The organism is Ensifer adhaerens (genome assembly GCF_028993555.1).
Lineage (GTDB): Bacteria > Pseudomonadota > Alphaproteobacteria > Rhizobiales > Rhizobiaceae > Ensifer > Ensifer adhaerens_I.
The window spans coordinates 3,984,575-4,001,445 of the sequence record NZ_CP118610.1 but is presented as its reverse complement, the minus strand read 5'-3'; the positions used below and the strand labels follow the sequence as shown (position 1 = coordinate 4,001,445).

General features: G+C 63.3%; 14 protein-coding genes. 9 read left to right on the top strand and 5 right to left on the bottom strand.

Annotated features, from left to right (window positions below):
• Nucleotides 1–36 precede the first annotated feature (36 nt).
• From nagA to PWG15_RS19210, 4 genes are read right to left on the bottom strand one after another with little or no spacing between them, the layout of a single operon-like run.
• Nucleotides 37–1,197 (bottom strand): N-acetylglucosamine-6-phosphate deacetylase, encoded by a 1,161-nt coding sequence (gene nagA, locus PWG15_RS19225; protein ID WP_275022155.1) that lies wholly within the window; start codon nt 1,195–1,197, stop codon nt 37–39.
• Nucleotides 1,194–2,216 (bottom strand): SIS domain-containing protein, encoded by a 1,023-nt coding sequence (locus PWG15_RS19220; RefSeq protein WP_275022154.1) that lies wholly within the window; start codon nt 2,214–2,216, stop codon nt 1,194–1,196. The genes nagA and PWG15_RS19220 overlap by 4 nt, the downstream gene beginning before the upstream one ends.
• Nucleotides 2,217–2,244: 28 nt before the next feature.
• Complete coding sequence (locus PWG15_RS19215) at nt 2,245–3,009, bottom strand: GntR family transcriptional regulator (RefSeq protein WP_034804855.1); 765 nt, start codon at nt 3,007–3,009, stop codon at nt 2,245–2,247.
• Nucleotides 3,006–3,890, bottom strand: coding sequence for a glucosamine kinase nucleotide-binding domain-containing protein (locus PWG15_RS19210; RefSeq protein ID WP_275022149.1), 885 nt, complete (start codon nt 3,888–3,890; stop codon nt 3,006–3,008). Before PWG15_RS19210 ends, PWG15_RS19215 begins: the two co-directional genes overlap by 4 nt.
• A 199-nt stretch (nt 3,891–4,089) precedes the next feature.
• Here PWG15_RS19210 and PWG15_RS19205 point away from each other — a divergent pair, with 199 nt between their 5' ends.
• From PWG15_RS19205 to PWG15_RS19165, 9 genes are all read left to right on the top strand, one after another.
• Nucleotides 4,090–4,986, top strand: a complete 897-nt coding sequence (locus PWG15_RS19205) for an N-acetylmuramic acid 6-phosphate etherase (protein ID WP_275022148.1) — start codon at nt 4,090–4,092, stop codon at nt 4,984–4,986.
• A gap of 56 nt (nt 4,987–5,042) precedes the next feature.
• Nucleotides 5,043–6,302, top strand: coding sequence for an ABC transporter substrate-binding protein (locus PWG15_RS19200; protein ID WP_058324494.1), 1,260 nt, complete (start codon nt 5,043–5,045; stop codon nt 6,300–6,302).
• A gap of 346 nt (nt 6,303–6,648) precedes the next feature.
• Nucleotides 6,649–7,599, top strand: a complete 951-nt coding sequence (locus PWG15_RS19195) for a carbohydrate ABC transporter permease (RefSeq protein WP_275022145.1) — start codon at nt 6,649–6,651, stop codon at nt 7,597–7,599.
• Nucleotides 7,600–7,610: 11 nt separating this feature from the next.
• Nucleotides 7,611–8,450 (top strand): carbohydrate ABC transporter permease, encoded by an 840-nt coding sequence (locus tag PWG15_RS19190; RefSeq protein WP_275022144.1) that lies wholly within the window; start codon nt 7,611–7,613, stop codon nt 8,448–8,450.
• Nucleotides 8,447–9,511, top strand: coding sequence for a Gfo/Idh/MocA family protein (locus tag PWG15_RS19185; protein WP_275022143.1), 1,065 nt, complete (start codon nt 8,447–8,449; stop codon nt 9,509–9,511). The genes PWG15_RS19190 and PWG15_RS19185 overlap by 4 nt, the downstream gene beginning before the upstream one ends.
• A gap of 13 nt (nt 9,512–9,524) precedes the next feature.
• A complete protein-coding gene (locus PWG15_RS19180; RefSeq protein ID WP_275022141.1) occupies nt 9,525–10,526 on the top strand; it encodes an ABC transporter ATP-binding protein in 1,002 nt (333 codons plus the stop codon).
• Between the two features lie 258 nt (nt 10,527–10,784).
• Nucleotides 10,785–12,005: an efflux RND transporter periplasmic adaptor subunit gene (locus tag PWG15_RS19175; protein ID WP_342457044.1), complete on the top strand. Its 1,221-nt coding sequence runs from the start codon at nt 10,785–10,787 to the stop codon at nt 12,003–12,005.
• Between the two features lie 10 nt (nt 12,006–12,015).
• Nucleotides 12,016–15,156 (top strand): multidrug efflux RND transporter permease subunit, encoded by a 3,141-nt coding sequence (locus PWG15_RS19170; protein WP_275022139.1) that lies wholly within the window; start codon nt 12,016–12,018, stop codon nt 15,154–15,156.
• A 53-nt stretch (nt 15,157–15,209) separates the two neighbouring features.
• Nucleotides 15,210–15,854 (top strand): TetR family transcriptional regulator, encoded by a 645-nt coding sequence (locus PWG15_RS19165; protein ID WP_275022137.1) that lies wholly within the window; start codon nt 15,210–15,212, stop codon nt 15,852–15,854.
• Between the two features lie 53 nt (nt 15,855–15,907).
• Here PWG15_RS19165 and purU read toward each other — a convergent pair whose 3' ends face one another.
• A complete protein-coding gene (purU, locus tag PWG15_RS19160; protein ID WP_275024466.1) occupies nt 15,908–16,762 on the bottom strand; it encodes a formyltetrahydrofolate deformylase in 855 nt (284 codons plus the stop codon).
• Nucleotides 16,763–16,871: the final 109 nt, after the last annotated feature.

Sequence of the window (16,871 nt, the reverse complement as noted above, 5' to 3'; positions counted from 1 at the left end):
GTTGCCGTCCGGGGCTCTTGTTTGATGGCAAGGCGATCAGGCGGTGTAGACCTGCGTACCACCGATCCAGGTGGAGCCCATGCCGAGCTCCGGTGTCAGCAGCACGAAATCGGCATCCGCTCCAGGCTTCAGCCGTCCCTTGTGGCTGGCAAGCCCCATGGCATCGGCCGGATAGGCAGACGCCATGCGCAAGGCTTCTTCGACCGGCAGGCCAAGCTTCTCGTGCACGAAGCGGACCGACGACAGCATGTCGATGTCGGCACCGGCGAGCGTGCCGTCGGCAAGCGTCAGGCGACCGCCTTCGCGCAGGATCTCGCGGCCGTTCAAGTGGAAGCTCGTCATGTCGGTGCCGATCGGCGACATCGCATCCGTGACCAGGAAGATCTGACCCGGGCCCACCTTTGCCCGCAGCGCCACGCCCATCGAGGCCGGCTCGACGTGATAGCCGTCGGCAATCAGGCCGGCATGCAGCGTGCCGGTGGCAAGCGCTGCGCCGACCACGCCCGGTTCGCGATGGCCGAGGCCGCTCATGGCGTTGAAGAGATGCGTCACCGTGCGGGCGCCGGCCTTGGCATAGGCGACAGCGGTCTCGTAGCCGACATCGGTATGGCCGAGGCTGACGACGGCGCCGGCATCGGCGAGTGCCCGCACCTGCTCCTTTGTGGCGTTTTCCGGCGCCACAGTCACCATCAGGACGCCAAGCGCCTTGGCGCAATCGAGCATTTCGGCGAGATCGGCCTCGTCCATCGGGCGGATCAGCTTCGGATCATGAGCACCCTTGCGCGCCACCGAGAGATGCGGACCCTCGAGATGCAGGCCGAGGAAGCCAGGCACGTTTTGCGCCTTTGCTTCAAGGCCGGCCTTGATCGTGGCGCTTCTGACTTCGCGCGTGTCGGTGATCAGCGTCGGCAGCAGCGCCGTGGTGCCGAACTTGGCATGCGCCGAACAGATCTGCCGGATGCCCTCGACGGTCGTCTCCTCGTTGAGAAGCGCGCCGCCGCCACCATTGACCTGCAGGTCGATGAAGCCGGGCACGAGCAGCATGCCGTGGGCATCGATCTTTTCGGCATCGGCGGGAACGTCCGCCGCAGCCACGATCGCCTTGACGCGGCCGGCCTCGATCACGAGGGCACAGCCGTCATGCCATTCGACCCCGTCGAACAGGCGGGCGCCGGTGATTGCCTTCCTCTCGCTCATCTCGTCTCCGTCACCTTCTTGAGGCTTGCGGGTGCATCAGGGTTGAGACCGCGCGAACGCGACCAGGCCTCGACGAAGCCATAAAACGGCAGGATCAGCGTCAGCGCGTCGGTGATCGGGTGACCGGTCTCGACGAACGGAAGGCGCTTGGCCTTGGCTGCAAGACCAGAGGTAACATGAACCACTGCGCCCTTTTCCGCCATACCGTCGGCAATGCCGGCGACAGAGGTTTCGGCCGCGTCGCGGGCGGCAAGCGTCAGCACCGGGAACTTGGCGCCGACGAGCGCCACCGGACCATGCAGCACTTCGGCCGCCGAATAGGCTTCCGCATGCATGCCCGAGGTTTCCTTGAACTTCAGTGCCGCTTCGCTGGCAATCGCGAGTGCCGGCCCGCGGCCGAGCACGTAGAGCGATTCGGCTTCGCCGAGGTCGTCGGCAAAGGCCTGCCAGTCAAGCTTGACCGCCTTGGCAAATTGGTTCGGCAGGTCGGCAACGGCGCGCTTGAGCGCAGCGTCACCCGTCCATTCGCCGAGCACGGCAAGGCCAGCGACGATCGAATTGACGTAGGACTTGGTAGCCGCGACCGCGATTTCAGGGCCGGCGAGAATGTCGAGGGGATTGGTGCAGGCCTCCGAAATCGGCGACGGCAGCGTGTTCGTCAGCGCGATCGAGACCGCGCCGGCATCGGTCGCGGCCTTGGCCATGGCGACGATGTCGGGGCTCTTGCCCGATTGCGAAATCGCGATCGCCGCCGCACCGCCGAGCTTCAGCTTGGCGCCGTAGATCGAGGCAAGCGACGGGCCGAGCGAGGCGACGGGCACACCGGCCTGCAATTCGATCGCATATTTCAGGAACAGTGCCGCATGGTCGGAGGACCCGCGGGCGATCGTCACCAGGAAGGCCGGATCCTTGGCGCGGAGTGCCGCGCCAGCTGCCTTCAGCTGATCGGCGGAGCGTTCCAGCAGGCGCTGGGCGGCCTCGGGGATCTCGTCGATTTCTCGGCGCATATTGGTCTGCATGGTCAATTCCTTTCTGCGGGCGGTCGCTTTAGGATTCCGACAGCGTCAGTTCCGCGACAAAGTCATAGGCATCGCCCCGATAGAGCGAGCGGGTGAATTCGACGACGCGTCCTGATGCGAGATAGGAGACGCGTTCGATGGAAAGGCCGGCCGAGCCGACGGCAACGCCGAGCATCGAGGCATCCGGATCCTTGATGTTGCAGGCGGAGATGCGCTGAACGGCGCGGACCGGGCGCGAGCGGGTCTTGTCGAGCGCTGTGTAGAGCGACGAGGTGACGGCCTGCGGATCCGGCAGGAACTCCGCCGAAATGCTGGCCCGCTCGATCGCGAGCGGCATGTCATCGGCGATACGCAGGCGGCCGAGGCGCGCGACCAGCGCGTCGGCGGGAAGGCCAAGCGCCATCATCTCATCCGGCGAAGGATGAAACAGACCGCGTTCCAGCCAGCGCGCGTGAGTGTTCAGCCCGCGGCGCGCCATGTCTTCGGTGAACGACGTCAGTCGCGACAGCGACTGTTGCACCTTGGAGACCGGCTTGACGACGAAGGTGCCGGAACCGTGACGGCGCACCAGCAGACCGTCGCGCACCAGATCGTCCACCGCCTTGCGCACGGTGACGCGGCTGATGTTGGCGTAGTCGGCGAGATCACGCTCCGGCGGCAGCGCGTCGCCATGGTTGAGCTTGCCCGACTGGATTGCATCTTCGAGCGATTGCCGAAGCTTGAGATAGAGCGGCCCCGATCCTCCGGACTGCAGACCCTCGAGCGGCAGAATGGAAGCGAGTTGGTGCGTCATGCACGCGCCCTCGCCTGTGAACCAAACCGTTGCGCGGCAAGAGCGACCGACCCGGTCAGCGCGTCCGCTTCCGCTTCGACGAGCAACGCCTGATGGCGCTCGGCAAGCCAGGGGCGATAGAGCGGCGCCAATCCGCCAAGCAGACACAGCCTCTCACAGCCTCGTGCTACCACGACATCGAGCGCCTCATCCACCGTAAGGGCGGCGGCCTTCAGGATCCGTACGGCGACCGGGTCGCCCACGGCAGCCCCATCGAAGACCCGCGGCGCATAACGACCGAACTCGCCGGGCTTGGCAAGGCGGGCGAAATCGACGACGTCGCGCGCGTCGTTGTTGAACTCGGCCAGAACGCTGTCCGTAACCGCGGAAGCGTCATGAATATTGTCGAAGGCGAGCAGGCTTTCCTGCAGAAGCGCATGGCCGATGCGGGCTCCGCTGCCGTGGTCGCCGATGGTGAAGCCCCAGCCGCCGACATAGCTGACGGTTTCGCCCTGGCGCAGGATATAGATTGTGCCGGTACCGAGAATGGCGACCGCGCCATCCTGGTTGCCGAGCGCCCCCTGCAGCGCGATCAAACCGTCGGATTCGATATCCGCGGCGGCGAAGGGCAGACGACGCTTCACGTAATGCACGGCATCGCCGACATTATGCCCGGCCACACCGACGATCGCCTTGGCGCCGGCAATGCCCTCAGGATCGAGGCCCGCCTCTTCAAAGGCAGCGCGCGCGGCTCCACCAATATTGGCGAGCGCGGTTTCCGGGTCGGTCAGGATATTGGCAGCGCCGGCCTTGCCGCGCCCGAGAATGCGCCCATCCGCCGTTGCCACGGCAGCCCGGCAGCTCGTCCCGCCCCCATCGATTCCTATCAGGTAGTTTGTCATGAGCACCTCCGCCCATTGAGGATACCAAAAAAATACCAATAACCAAGTCTGAATCCATCCAGACTTTCGATTTCGTTGCAATACATTGAAATCTAAAGACTAATTTAGAGGATTAGTTTTTTCAGGCGCCAAAAGTTAAATTCTGCTGGACAATTGGTATTTTTTTGGCATTAATTTCAACCGAGAGGAGACACGACCCATGCCGTCAGCAAAGACCGAAGAGCGTCACGACAACGCCAAGGGCCTGGATCTCATGCATCCGGCGCTGGCGCTGCGACTGCTCGCAGCCGGCCAGCAGGCCGCGGCCAAGGCCGTCGATGCGGCGATTGAATCGATCTCCGCCGCCGCCGCCATTGCCGCCGAAGCGCTCAGCTCCGGGCGGCGTCTTGCCTATGCGGGCGCGGGCAGCTCCGGTCTCATGGCGATGGCCGATGCGCTCGAGCTGCCCGGCACCTACGGCATTGCGCAGGATCAGATCGTCATCCTGCTTGCAGGCGGCGCTGCCAGCCTCAGCGACCTTGCGGGCGGCTACGAAGACGACATGGACCTTGCACGCGAGGACGTGCGCAAGGCCGGCATCGGCGCGGGCGACTGCCTCGTTTCCGTTTCCGCCAGCGGCTCCACCCCTTATGCGCTTGCCGCCGCCGACGAGGCGCGCAAGCGCGGCGCCAAGGTGATCGCGGTTGCCAACAATCCCGGTGCCGCACTCTTCAAGGACGCCGACGTCGCGATCCTTCTGCAGACGCCGCCGGAAGTGGTCTCCGGTTCGACCCGCATGGGCGCCGGAACGGCGCAGAAGATCGCCTTCAACATGTTCTCGACGCTCGTCGGCATCCATCTCGGCCACGTGCTCGACGGCCACATGGTCAACCTGCGCGCCGACAATATCAAGCTTCATGGCCGCGCGATCCGCATTGTCACCGACATCACCGGCATCAGCGCCGCCGAGGCCGGCCGGCTGATCACCATGGCCAGCGGCTCGGTCAAGGTCGCAATCCTTCTCGCCTCGGGCGCGAAGGACGTAGCGGCGGCGGATGCGGCGCTCGATGCGGCCAAACAGAACCTGCGCCGGGCGATAGACATCGTTTCAGCCTGAACATTTTCGGGATCCAAACCGCGCCAAAGCGGCGCTTATAAAAAGGGAGAACCTGCATGACCCGTACGACAATCAAAGGCCTGCTGCTCGCTTCGAGCATCCTCGGCACGGCCGGGCTGGCGCACGCCGAGGACGTGACGCTGACCATCGAAAGCTGGCGTAACGACGACCTGGCCATCTGGCAGGAAAAGCTGATCCCCGCCTTCGAAGCGAAGAACCCGGGCATCAAGGTCAAGTTCGCCCCGATGGCGCCGACCGAATACAACGCCGCGCTGAACGCCAAGCTCGACGCCGGCTCCGCGGGTGACCTCGTCACCTGCCGTCCGTTCGACGTTTCGCTCGAACTCTACAACAAGAAGCACCTTGCCGACCTGACGGCGCTGCCGGGCATGGAAAACTTCTCGCCGGTCGCCAAGTCCGCCTGGACGACCGACGACGGCAAGTCCACCTTCTGCGTACCGATGGCTTCGGTCATCCACGGCTTCATCTACAACAAGGACGCCTTCGACCAACTGGGTATCCAGATCCCGACGACGGAAGCCGAGTTCTTCGCAGCCCTCGACAAGATCAAGGCCGACGGCAACTACATCCCGATGGCGATGGGCACCAAGGACCTCTGGGAAGCCGCCACCATGGGCTACCAGAACATCGGCCCGAACTACTGGAAGGGTGAAGAAGGCCGCGCCGCGCTGATCAAGGGCGAACAGAAGCTGACCGACGAACCGTGGGTCGAACCCTATCGCGTTCTTGCCAAGTGGAAGGACTACCTCGGCGACGGCTTCGAAGCCCAGACCTATCCGGACAGCCAGAACCTCTTCACACTCGGTCGCGCCGCCATCTATCCGGCCGGCTCGTGGGAAATCGGCCTGTTCAACACCCAGGCGCAGTTCAAGATGGGCGCCTTCCCGCCTCCGGTTAAGAACGCCGGTGACACCTGCTACATCTCGGACCACAACGACATCGGCATCGGCCTCAACGCCAAGAGCGCCCATGCCGAACAGGCCAAGACCTTCCTGACCTGGGTTGCTTCGCCGGAATTCGCCGACATCTACGCCAATGCACTGCCGGGCTTCTTCAGCCTCAACTCTACCCCGGTGAAGATGACCGATCCGCTCGCCCAGGAATTCGTCTCCTGGCGCGAAAAGTGCAAGCCGACGATCCGCTCGACCTACCAGATTCTGGCACGCGGCACCCCGAGCCTCGAAAATGAGACCTGGGTCGAATCGGCCAACGTGATCAACGGCACGGATACGCCAGAGGTTGCTGCCGAGAAGCTGCAGAAGGGCCTCGACTCCTGGTACAAGCCGGCGAAGTAAGACTGACGTAAGCGCAACAGGTTCCCTCCCCTTGTTTGGGGGAGGGTCGGCCCTATGCCACCGCACGTCCTGGACGTGCACAGAGCACCTCGGATCGAGTGGATCCGAGGATGCGGTGGGGACCGGGCGGGGCGACATGCCGGATCTGGCACTCCCCCAGCCGAAGCGTCACCGGCCTCCCGTTGTGGGAGGCCACCGACGCAGTCGTTTGCAAAAGAACGCGATAGACTTAACCTTCGTCATGAGCCCTCGCAAAAGGGCAGATGGCATGCGGCGAGACCGGCCGTGTGGCGTCGGTGTGCATCGTGACTGTCTGGGAACCGGTCTTCTAGAAACGGATGGACCAATGAGTGACGCTCTTTCAGTGCAAGACGGACAGCCGACCGCAAGGCGGCCGAAACGCTGGCACATCCTCGTTTTCCTGCTGCCGGCCTTCCTGATCTATTCGGCGGTCATGATCCTGCCGCTGATCGAGACGCTCCGGCTCTCGCTGTTCAACACGGTCGACGGCCAGCCAGCCTTCGTCGGGCTCGCCAACTTCCAGACGCTGTTCGGCGAGGAGCGCTGGGCCCACGACTTCTGGAACGCGCTGAAGAACAACGTCATCTTCTTCATCATCCACATGTGCGTGCAGAACCCGATCGGCGTTGCGCTTGCCGCGATGCTGTCTATTCCGAAGCTGCGCTTCGTCACCTTCTACCGCACAGCAATCTTCCTGCCGACGCTGCTGTCCTTCGTGATCGTCGGCTTCATCTGGAAACTGATCCTGTCGCCGATCTGGGGTGTTGCGCCCTGGATGCTCGATCTTGTCGGCTTGAAGTCGCTGTTTGCGCCCTGGCTCGGAAAGCCGGGCTCGGCCCTCGTCGCCGTCTCGCTGATCTCGGTCTGGCAATATGTCGGCATCCCGATGATGCTGATCTACGCCGCGCTGCTCAACATCCCGGACGAGGTGATCGAGGCGGCCGAATGCGACGGCGTCACAGGTTGGAGCCAGTTCTGGAAGATCAAGCTGCCGCTGATCCTGCCGGCCATCGGCATCATCTCGATCCTGACCTTCGTCGGCAACTTCAACGCCTTCGACCTGGTCTACACGGTGCAGGGCGCGCTTGCCGGCCCGGACGGCTCGACCGACATTCTCGGCACGCTGCTCTATCGCACCTTCTTCGGCTTCCAGCTGCAGCTCGGTGACCGCTCGATGGGCGCGACGATCGCCACTGTGATGTTCCTGATCATCCTTGCCGGCGTCTCGCTCTACCTGTTCGTCATTCAGCGCCGCATGCGCCGCTACCAGTTCTAAGGAGACCGGAGATGTCGAAAGCACGCGATTCCATTCTCCGCACCGGCTTCGTGCATGTGGCGCTCATCGCCTACACGCTCGTGTCGCTGTTCCCGGTGTTCCTGACGATCATCAATTCGTTCAAGGATCGCAACGCGATCTTCCGGGCGCCGTTGACGATCCCGACGCCGCAGACCTTCAGTCTGATCGGCTATGAGACCGTTCTCGGTCAGGGTGACTTCGCCACCTACTTCCAGAACAGCTTCGTCGTCACGATCGTCTCGATCGCATTGGTGCTGCTCTTCGGGGCGATGGCCGCCTTCGCGCTGTCGGAGTACCGCTTCCGCGGCAATACCGTCATGGGCCTTTATCTGGCGATCGGCATCATGATCCCGATCCGGCTCGGCACCGTCGCCATTCTCCAAGGCATGGTCGCCGCCAACCTGGTCAACACGCTGACGGCGCTGATCCTCGTCTACACGGCGCAAGGCCTGCCGCTTGCGATCTTCATTCTCTCGGAGTTCATGCGAACGGTCTCGGACGACCTGAAGAACGCCGGGCGCATCGACGGGCTTTCGGAATACTCGATCTTCTTCCGCCTGGTGCTGCCGCTGGTCCGGCCGGCAATGGCGACGGTCGCAGTCTTCACGATGATCCCGATCTGGAACGACCTCTGGTTCCCGCTGATCCTGGCACCGGCGGAAGCGACCAAGACCGTGACGCTCGGCTCGCAGATCTTCATCGGCCAGTTCGTCACCAACTGGAACGCGGTGCTTGCGGCGCTGTCGCTCGCCATCCTTCCGGTTCTCGTCCTCTACGTCATCTTCTCGCGGCAACTGATCCGCGGCATCACGGCAGGAGCAGTCAAGTGAGTGCAAGCAGCAAACCCGTCCGGGTCCTCGTCGCAGGGCTCGGCAACATGGGGCGCAGCCACGCGCTCGCCTATCACAACAATCCCGGGTTCGAGATCGTCGGCCTCGTCAACCGCTCGAAGGTACCGCTGCCGGAAGAACTGAGCGGCTACACGATCCATCCGGACTTCAAGACTGCGCTTGCCGAGCTGAAGCCGGAGCTCTGCTCGATCTGCACCTATTCGGACAGCCATGCCGACTTCGCGGTCATGGCGTTTGAAGCCGGCGCCGACGTTTTCGTCGAAAAGCCGCTGGCAACCACCGTCGCCGATGCCGAGCGCGTCGTCGCGGCGGCGAAGAAGTACGGCCGCAAGCTGGTGATCGGCTACATCCTGCGCCACCATCCCTCGTGGATCCGGCTGATCGCCGAAGCGCGCAAGCTCGGAGGTCCCTATGTCTTCCGGATGAACCTGAACCAGCAGTCGAGCGGTCCAACCTGGGAAACGCACAAGTCGCTGATGAAGACAACGTCGCCGATCGTCGACTGCGGCGTGCACTATGTCGACGTCATGTGCCAGATCACCGACGCGAAGCCCGTGGAAGTGCGTGGCATGGGGCTTCGCCTCTCCGACGAGATTGCGCCCGACATGTATAATTACGGCCACCTGCAGGTGATCTTCGAGGACGGTTCCACCGGCTGGTACGAAGCCGGATGGGGTCCGATGATCTCGGAAACCGCCTTCTTCGTGAAGGACGTGATGTCGCCCAAGGGCTCGGTCTCGATCGTCATGGACCAGAACGCCAAGTCCGACGACATCGACATGCACACCAAGACCGCGGTGATCCGGCTGCACAATGCCGAAACCGGTCCCGACGGACGTTTCCTCAGGACCGACGAGGACCTGAAGATGGACGGCGAACCCGGCCACCAGGAACTCTGCGACCGCGAGCAGGCCTATGTGCTGAAGGCCATTCGCGAAGACATCGACCTCGACCGTCACATGAACGACGCCGTCCAGTCGCTACGCATCTGCCTCGCCGCAGACGAAAGCGTGCGCACCGGCAGACCAGTCAAACTTTAAAGGGGGCAACCAGGTGGGATCGCTTCAACTCAAATCCATCCGCAAGGCCTATGGTAGCCACGAGGTGCTGAAGGGCATCGACCTCGAGGTGAAGGACGGCGAGTTCGTCATCTTCGTAGGCCCCTCCGGCTGCGGCAAGTCGACCTTGCTGCGCACCATCGCCGGCCTCGAGGACGCGACCTCCGGCAGCGTTCAGATCGACGGCACCGAAGTCGGCCACGTGGCGCCCGCCAAGCGCGGCATCGCGATGGTGTTCCAGTCCTACGCGCTCTATCCGCACCTGACGGTGAAGGACAATATGGGCCTTGGCCTCAAGCAGGCCGGCAAGCCGAAAGCCGAGATCGACGACAAGGTCGGCAAGGCGGCGAGCATGCTGTCGCTGGAGCCCTACCTCGCCCGCCGCCCGGCCGAGCTTTCTGGCGGCCAGCGCCAGCGCGTGGCTATCGGCCGCGCGATCGTGCGCGAGCCGAAGCTCTTCCTGTTCGACGAGCCGCTGTCGAACCTCGATGCGGCGCTGCGCGTCAACACGCGTCTCGAGATCGCCCGGCTGCACCGCAGCCTGAAGGCGACGATGATCTACGTCACCCACGATCAGGTGGAGGCCATGACGCTCGCCGACAAGATCGTCGTCTTGAACGCCGGTCAGATCGAGCAGATCGGCTCGCCGATGGATCTTTACAACCGGCCCGCCAACGTCTTCGTCGCCGGCTTCATCGGCTCGCCACAGATGAACTTCATCGAGGGTGCGCGGCTCGGCGATGTCAGCGCCAAGACGATCGGCATCCGCCCGGAGCATATGGCGCTTTCGCGCGAGAGTGGCGACTGGAAGGGCAAGGTGGTCCACGTCGAACATCTTGGTGCAGACACGATCGTCTACATCGATTCAGAACAGGCCGGCACCATCACGGTCCGTCTCTTCGGCGAGCATCGCTACGCACCCGACGACATCGTCTACGCGACGCCGATGGTCGGCAGCATGCACCGTTTCGGTGACGACGACCGCGTTCTCGCCTGATCCATTTTGGGGCCACCGCCCCATCACAGCTGCGTGAAAATCAGCCGCCATGGGGACTAACACCCTGTGGCGGCTGATTTATTTTTTGATTCGATGCGCCGCATCACGCTGTTGCACTGCAAAGCGAATTAACATACATTTGTGTTTGTATATTAGCTTTCCGGTATTTGCCGAACCTGATACCGGTTCCGCTCCCCTTTCACTTCCGGACCGCACGGGCACCTTGCGAGATGCAGCTGTTGCCTGCGGTCACCGAATATGGACATCGCTATGCGCATGAACCGACCGACACTGGCCGCCGCCTTGGCAACCGTGATTCTTCTTTCCGGTTGCCAGAAAGAGGACGAGCAGCCGGCCGCCGCCGCATTCCCCCCGTCCGCAGTCGCCGTCTTCACGACCAAGGCCGAAACGCTGCCGATCACCAACGAGCTTCCCGGTCGCATCACGGCAACACGCGTCGCCGAAGTGCGCCCGCGCGTCTCCGGCATCGTGGTCGAACGGGTCTTCCAGCAGGGCTCCAAGGTCAATGAGGGCGATGTGCTCTACCGCATCGACCCGGCACCCTTCCGCGTCCAGGTCGAAAAGGCCGAGGCGACGCTGCGGCGCGCCCAGTCGGTGCGCCAGCAGGCGCAGCAGAAGGCTGACCGTCAGGAGCAGCTGAAGAAGGCGAATGTCGTCGCCGCACAGCAGTTCGACGATGCATCCGCCCTGCTGGCTGCAGCCGACGCCGACGTTGCGATTGCCCAGGCGGGCCTCGCAGCTGCCAAGCTCGACCTGCAATACGCCGACGTGACGGCGCCGATCAGCGGCCGCATCGGTCGCGCGCTGATCACCGAAGGAGCGCTGGTCAGCGCCAACAGCTCGGAAAATCTCGCGACGATCCAGCAGCTGGACCCGCTCTATGCCGACTTCACCCAGTCGGCGACCGACCTCATCCGCCTGCGCAAGGCGCTCGAGGAAGGCAAGATGATGAGCGGCGACGAGGAAGCCGAAGTCCAGCTCGTTCTCGATGACGGCACCGTCTACGAACACAAGGGCAAGCTCTTGTTCTCCGAAGCCGCCGTCGACGCGACGACCGGCCAGGTGACCCTGCGCGGCGAATTCCCGAACCCCAACAATGATCTGCTTCCGGGCATGTATGTCCGCGTGCAGGTGCAGCAAGGCATCGAGAAGGACGCGATAACCGTCCCGCAGCAGGCCGTCCAGCGCAACAATGCCGGCCAGTCGCAGGTCTATGTCGTCACCCCCGACAAGAAGGTCGAGTTCCGCAACGTGACGCTCGGCCGCACCGTCGGCAGCCGCTGGCAGGTGACCTCAGGCCTCAAGGCCGACGAGAAGGTCATCGTCGAAGGTTTCCAGAAGATCGGCCCCGGCGCACCGGTCGAGCCGACGGACTGGGATCCGAACGCCAAGCCCGCGGCCGAAGCGGCGCAGACGACCGCAGCGGCCGAAGAAAAGCCGGCTGAAGCCACAAAGTGAGTGCTGATTAATGCCCAGTTTTTTCATCGACAGGCCTATCTTTGCCTGGGTGGTGGCGATCTTCATCATGATCGCCGGCATCATTGCGATACCGCTTCTGCCGGTCTCGCAATATCCTGATGTCGCGCCACCGCAGATCTCCATCAACACGAGCTATCCTGGCGCCTCGTCGCAAGACACCTACCAGAGCGTCACCCGTCTGATCGAAAACGAGCTGAACGGCGTCGAAGGCCTGCTCTATTTCGAATCGACCTCCAGTGCTTCCGGCTCCGTCGATATCAGCGCCACCTTTGCGCCCGGTACCGACCCGGGTCAGGCCGCCGTCGACATCCAGAACCGCGTTCGCCGCGTCGAGCCGCGCCTGCCCGATTCGGTCAAGCGCCAGGGCGTGCAGGTGGATGAAGCCGGCTCCGGCTTCCTGATGATCGTTGCGCTCACCTCGACCGATGGCTCGATGGATGCCATCGGTCTCGGCGATTACTTGAGCCGCAACGTGCTCAACGAAGTCCAGCGCGTGCCCGGCGTCGGCCGTGCACAGCTGTTTGCGACCGAACGCTCGATGCGCGTCTGGCTCGATCCGGACAAGATGCTCGGCCTCAACCTGACGGCCGCCGACGTGACGAATGCCATCCAGGCTCAGAACGCCCAGATCGCGTCCGGCTCGATCGGCGCTCAGCCGAACCCGATCACCCAGCAGATCAGCGCCCCCGTTGTCGTCAAGGGCCAGCTGTCGAGCGCCGAGGAATTCGGAGCGATCGTGCTTCGCGCCAACCCGGACGGTTCGTCCGTTCGCCTGCGTGACGTCGCCCGCGTCGAAATCGGCGGCGAAAGCTATGCGTTTTCGACCCGTCTGAACGGCAAACCGTCGGCGGCCATCGCCATCCAGCTGTCGCCAAGCGGCAATGCCATGTCGACATCGGCCGCGATCAAGGAACGCATGGACGAACTGGCCAAGTTCTTCCCGGCCGGTCTCGAATATTCGGTTCCCTACGACACCTCGCCGTTCGTCGCCGTTTCCATCGAGAAGGTGCTTTCGACACTCGTCGAAGCCGTCGCACTCGTCTTCATCGTGATGTTCCTGTTCCTGCAGAACATCCGCTACACCATCATCCCGACGCTGGTCGTTCCGGTTGCCTTGCTCGGCACCTGCGCGGTGATGCTGGCGATGGGCTTCTCGATCAACGTGCTCACCATGTTCGGCATGGTGCTGGCGATCGGCATTCTCGTCGATGATGCGATCATCGTCGTCGAGAACGTCGAGCGCATCATGTCCGAGGAAGGACTGACACCGAAGGAAGCGACCCGCAAGGCGATGAAGCAGATCACCGGCGCCGTCATCGGCATCACGCTGGTTCTCGCCTCGGTGTTCATTCCGATGGCCTTCTTCCCGGGTGCCGTCGGCGTGATCTATCGCCAGTTCTCGCTGACGATGGTCGTGTCGATCCTGTTCTCGGCGCTGCTTGCGCTGTCGCTGACGCCGGCGCTCTGCGCCAGCTTCCTGAAGCAGGTTCCCAAGGGCCATCACCACGCCAAGCGCGGCTTCTTCGGCTGGTTCAACCGCTCGTTCGACAAGACCTCACACGGCTACAGCGGCCTCGTGAAGGGCATGGTCCACCGGACCGGCCGCTACATGATCGTCTATGTCGCGGTGCTCGCCGGTCTTGGCTGGCTGTTCATGAAGCTGCCGTCGTCGTTCCTTCCGGACGAAGACCAGGGCTTCGTGATCGTCATGATGCAGCTTCCCTCCGAAGCGACGGGCAACCGCACGACCGAGGTGGTGGAGCAGACGGAGAAGATCTTCGGCCAGGAGCCGGCAGTCGAACGCATCATCGCGATCAACGGCTTCTCCTTCTTCGGCACCGGCCAGAACGCAGCGCTCGCCTTCGTGACGCTGAAGGACTGGAAGGAACGCGACGCCGACAACGCTGCGCAGTCGATCGCCATGCGTGCGACGATTGCCATGAGCCAGATCAAGGATGCGATCAGCTTTGCGCTGTCGCCGCCGGCGATCCAGGGTCTCGGCACCACTGGCGGCTTCTCCTTCCGCCTGCAGGACCGCGGCGGTCTCGGCGAAGCAGCACTTTCACAGGCGCGCGACCAGCTTCTTGGCCTTGCGGCTCAGAGCAAGATCGTCACCGGCGTTCGCTTCGAGGGCATGCCGGATGCGGCCCAGGTCAGCGTGACCATCGACCGCGAGAAGGCCAACACCTTCGGTGTGACCTTCGCCGACATCAATTCGACGATCTCGACCAACCTCGGCTCGTCCTACGTCAACGACTTCCCCAATGCCGGACGCATGCAGCGCGTGACGGTGCAGGCGGACGAAGGTCAGCGCATGCAGACCGCCGACCTCCTCAACCTCAACGTCCGCAATGCCAATGGCGGCATGGTGCCGCTGTCGGCCTTTGCAACGGTGGAATGGGTCAAGGCTTCGACCCAGACGATCGGCTATAACGGCTACCCATCGGTCCGTATCAGCGGTGAAGCCGCCCACGGCTACTCTTCGGGTGACGCGATCGCCGAGATGCAACGGTTGGCGGGACAATTGCCTGCAGGCTTCGGTTACGAGTGGACCGGCCAGTCCCTGCAGGAAATCCAGTCGGGCACCCAGGCACCGCTTCTGATCGCGCTGTCTTGCCTTCTGGTGTTCCTGTGCCTGGCCGCACTCTATGAGAGCTGGTCGATCCCGGTGGCCGTGATCATGGTGGTGCCGCTCGGTGTCATCGGCTCCGTGCTGGCGGTCACCATGCGCGACATGCCGAACGACGTGTACTTCAAGGTCGGCCTGATCGCGATCATCGGTCTCTCGGCCAAGAACGCGATCCTGATCATCGAGTTTGCGAAGGAACTGCGCGAGCAGGGCAAGTCACTGATCGACGCAACGCTGGAGGCGGCGCATCTTCGCTTCCGGCCGATCCTGATGACGTCGCTCGCCTTCACGCTCGGCGTTCTGCCGCTGGCGATCGCTACGGGTGCCAGCTCCGGCAGCCAGCGCGCCATCGGCACGGGCGTCATGGGCGGGATGATCTCGGCAACGGTGCTCGCCATCTTCTTCGTTCCGGTCTTCTTCGTGTTCGTTACGAAGATCTTCGGCCGAAAGAAGGTGGAAAACACACCGACAGCCGCAGAAAACCCGACACCCGCCGAGTAAGATGACGACAGACGGCCCGCCCATTCGGCGGGCCGTCGCATGAGGAGGAATGAATGCGCCGAACAAAAGCCGACGCAGAAGCAACAAGACAGAAGATCCTATGCGCCGCCGAGCGCGTCTTCTACGAAAAGGGCGTCTCGAACACGACGCTCGAAGAAATTGCCAAGGCCGCCGGCGTCACGCGCGGCGCCATCTACTGGCACTTCGCCAACAAGACCGACCTGTTCCTCGCGCTGCATGATGCCGTGCCGCTGCCGCAGGAAGACATGGTTGCCCGCGAAATCGAGGCGGAAACGGCCGATACCCTTTCGATCCTCGAGGGCGCCATGGGCGACTGGCTGGATGTTCTCGCCGCCGACGAGCAGCGCCAACGCATTCTGACGATCATGTTGCGCACCAATTACGATGGCGACATGAGCGAAGTCCTGACCCGGCAGAAGGAACTCGACGAGCGCCACAACGTCCTGCTCGAACTCGCTTTCTCCCGCGCACTCGCCAAGGGGCAGATGCATGAGAGCTGGACGCCGGCGTCCGCAACGCGGACACTGCACTGGATGATGCTCGGCCTCTGTACGGAATGGCTGCTCTTCGGCCGCCGCTTCGATCTGACGGCCGACGGGCGCGAAGGTCTGAGCCGGCTCTTTGCCAGCTTCCGCGCGCCGGCGATCACGGCAACCGCCGTTGGCGCACGCCCCTAACATCCTTGGCCGGAGCCCGTGCGGGCACCGGCTCAGGTGCCTTTCGCACCCTCTTAGCTGAACACCACCGTCTTGTGGCCGTTGAGCATCACGCGCCGCTCCAGGTGCAGCTTGACGGCACGGGCAAGCACGCGGCTTTCGATATCACGGCCAGTGGCGACGAAATCCTCGGCCGTCAGCGCGTGGCTGACGCGCTCGGTTTCCTGCTCGATGATCGGGCCTTCATCGAGATCGGGCGTCACATAATGCGCCGTCGCGCCGATCAGCTTCACCCCACGCTCATGCGCCTGATGATAGGGCTTGGCGCCCTTGAAGCTCGGCAGGAAGGAGTGATGAATGTTGATCGCCTTGCCGTAGAGGCGCTTCGACAGATTGTCCGAAAAGACCTGCATATAGCGGGCGAGGATGACGAGATCGGCTCCGGTTTCCTGGACCAGGCGCAAGAGCCTTTCCTCCTGTTCGGCCTTGTTCTCCTTCGATACCGGCCAACAGTGATAGGAAAGCCCCTCGGCCTCGGCCGTGCGCCGGCTATCCTCGTGATTGGAGACGATAGCGACGACTTCCGCATTCAGCCAGCCGACACGGATCTGGTAGAGCAGGTGCAAGAGCGCATGGTCGAACCGGGAGACGAGGACCAGGATCTTCGGCTTCACCGTGGCGTCCGCCAGAGCGGTTCGCATCTGGAAACGCTCGACGGCAGGCCGCAAGGCCCGCTCGACATCATTTGCCTGAACGCTCGCCGCAACCTGAAAGGCGATGCGCATGAAAAAGCTGTTGGTCTTGGTATCCCAGAACTGGTTGCTCGCGGCGATGTTGGCGCCGAGCGCGGCAAGCTCGGTGGTAACGGCCGCGACTATGCCGGGCTTGTCGTCGCAGGAAAGCACAAGAATGAAGGTCTTCGGCGCCATGATCTCCTCCGATTGCGGCGGTTCCAGATAGGGCTTCAAGCCCCTTCTCAACCGTTGCCTATGGGGAGTTGAACGCGTCGGCAATCGTTCCGGCTGCAACGACCGGCGC

What these genes read in the sequence shown, in the direction of transcription:
- nagA (WP_275022155.1), bottom strand. Translation starts at nt 1,197, where the DNA reads ATGAGCGAGAGGAAGGCAATCACCGGCGCCCGCCTGTTCGACGGGGTC.
- PWG15_RS19220 (WP_275022154.1), bottom strand. Translation starts at nt 2,216, where the DNA reads ATGCAGACCAATATGCGCCGAGAAATCGACGAGATCCCCGAGGCCGCC.
- PWG15_RS19215 (WP_034804855.1), bottom strand. Translation starts at nt 3,009, where the DNA reads ATGACGCACCAACTCGCTTCCATTCTGCCGCTCGAGGGTCTGCAGTCC.
- PWG15_RS19210 (WP_275022149.1), bottom strand. Translation starts at nt 3,890, where the DNA reads ATGACAAACTACCTGATAGGAATCGATGGGGGCGGGACGAGCTGCCGG.
- PWG15_RS19205 (WP_275022148.1), top strand. Translation starts at nt 4,090, where the DNA reads ATGCCGTCAGCAAAGACCGAAGAGCGTCACGACAACGCCAAGGGCCTG.
- PWG15_RS19200 (WP_058324494.1), top strand. Translation starts at nt 5,043, where the DNA reads ATGACCCGTACGACAATCAAAGGCCTGCTGCTCGCTTCGAGCATCCTC.
- PWG15_RS19195 (WP_275022145.1), top strand. Translation starts at nt 6,649, where the DNA reads ATGAGTGACGCTCTTTCAGTGCAAGACGGACAGCCGACCGCAAGGCGG.
- PWG15_RS19190 (WP_275022144.1), top strand. Translation starts at nt 7,611, where the DNA reads ATGTCGAAAGCACGCGATTCCATTCTCCGCACCGGCTTCGTGCATGTG.
- PWG15_RS19175 (WP_342457044.1), top strand. Translation starts at nt 10,785, where the DNA reads ATGGACATCGCTATGCGCATGAACCGACCGACACTGGCCGCCGCCTTG.
- PWG15_RS19170 (WP_275022139.1), top strand. Translation starts at nt 12,016, where the DNA reads ATGCCCAGTTTTTTCATCGACAGGCCTATCTTTGCCTGGGTGGTGGCG.
- PWG15_RS19165 (WP_275022137.1), top strand. Translation starts at nt 15,210, where the DNA reads ATGCGCCGAACAAAAGCCGACGCAGAAGCAACAAGACAGAAGATCCTA.
- purU (WP_275024466.1), bottom strand. Translation starts at nt 16,762, where the DNA reads ATGGCGCCGAAGACCTTCATTCTTGTGCTTTCCTGCGACGACAAGCCC.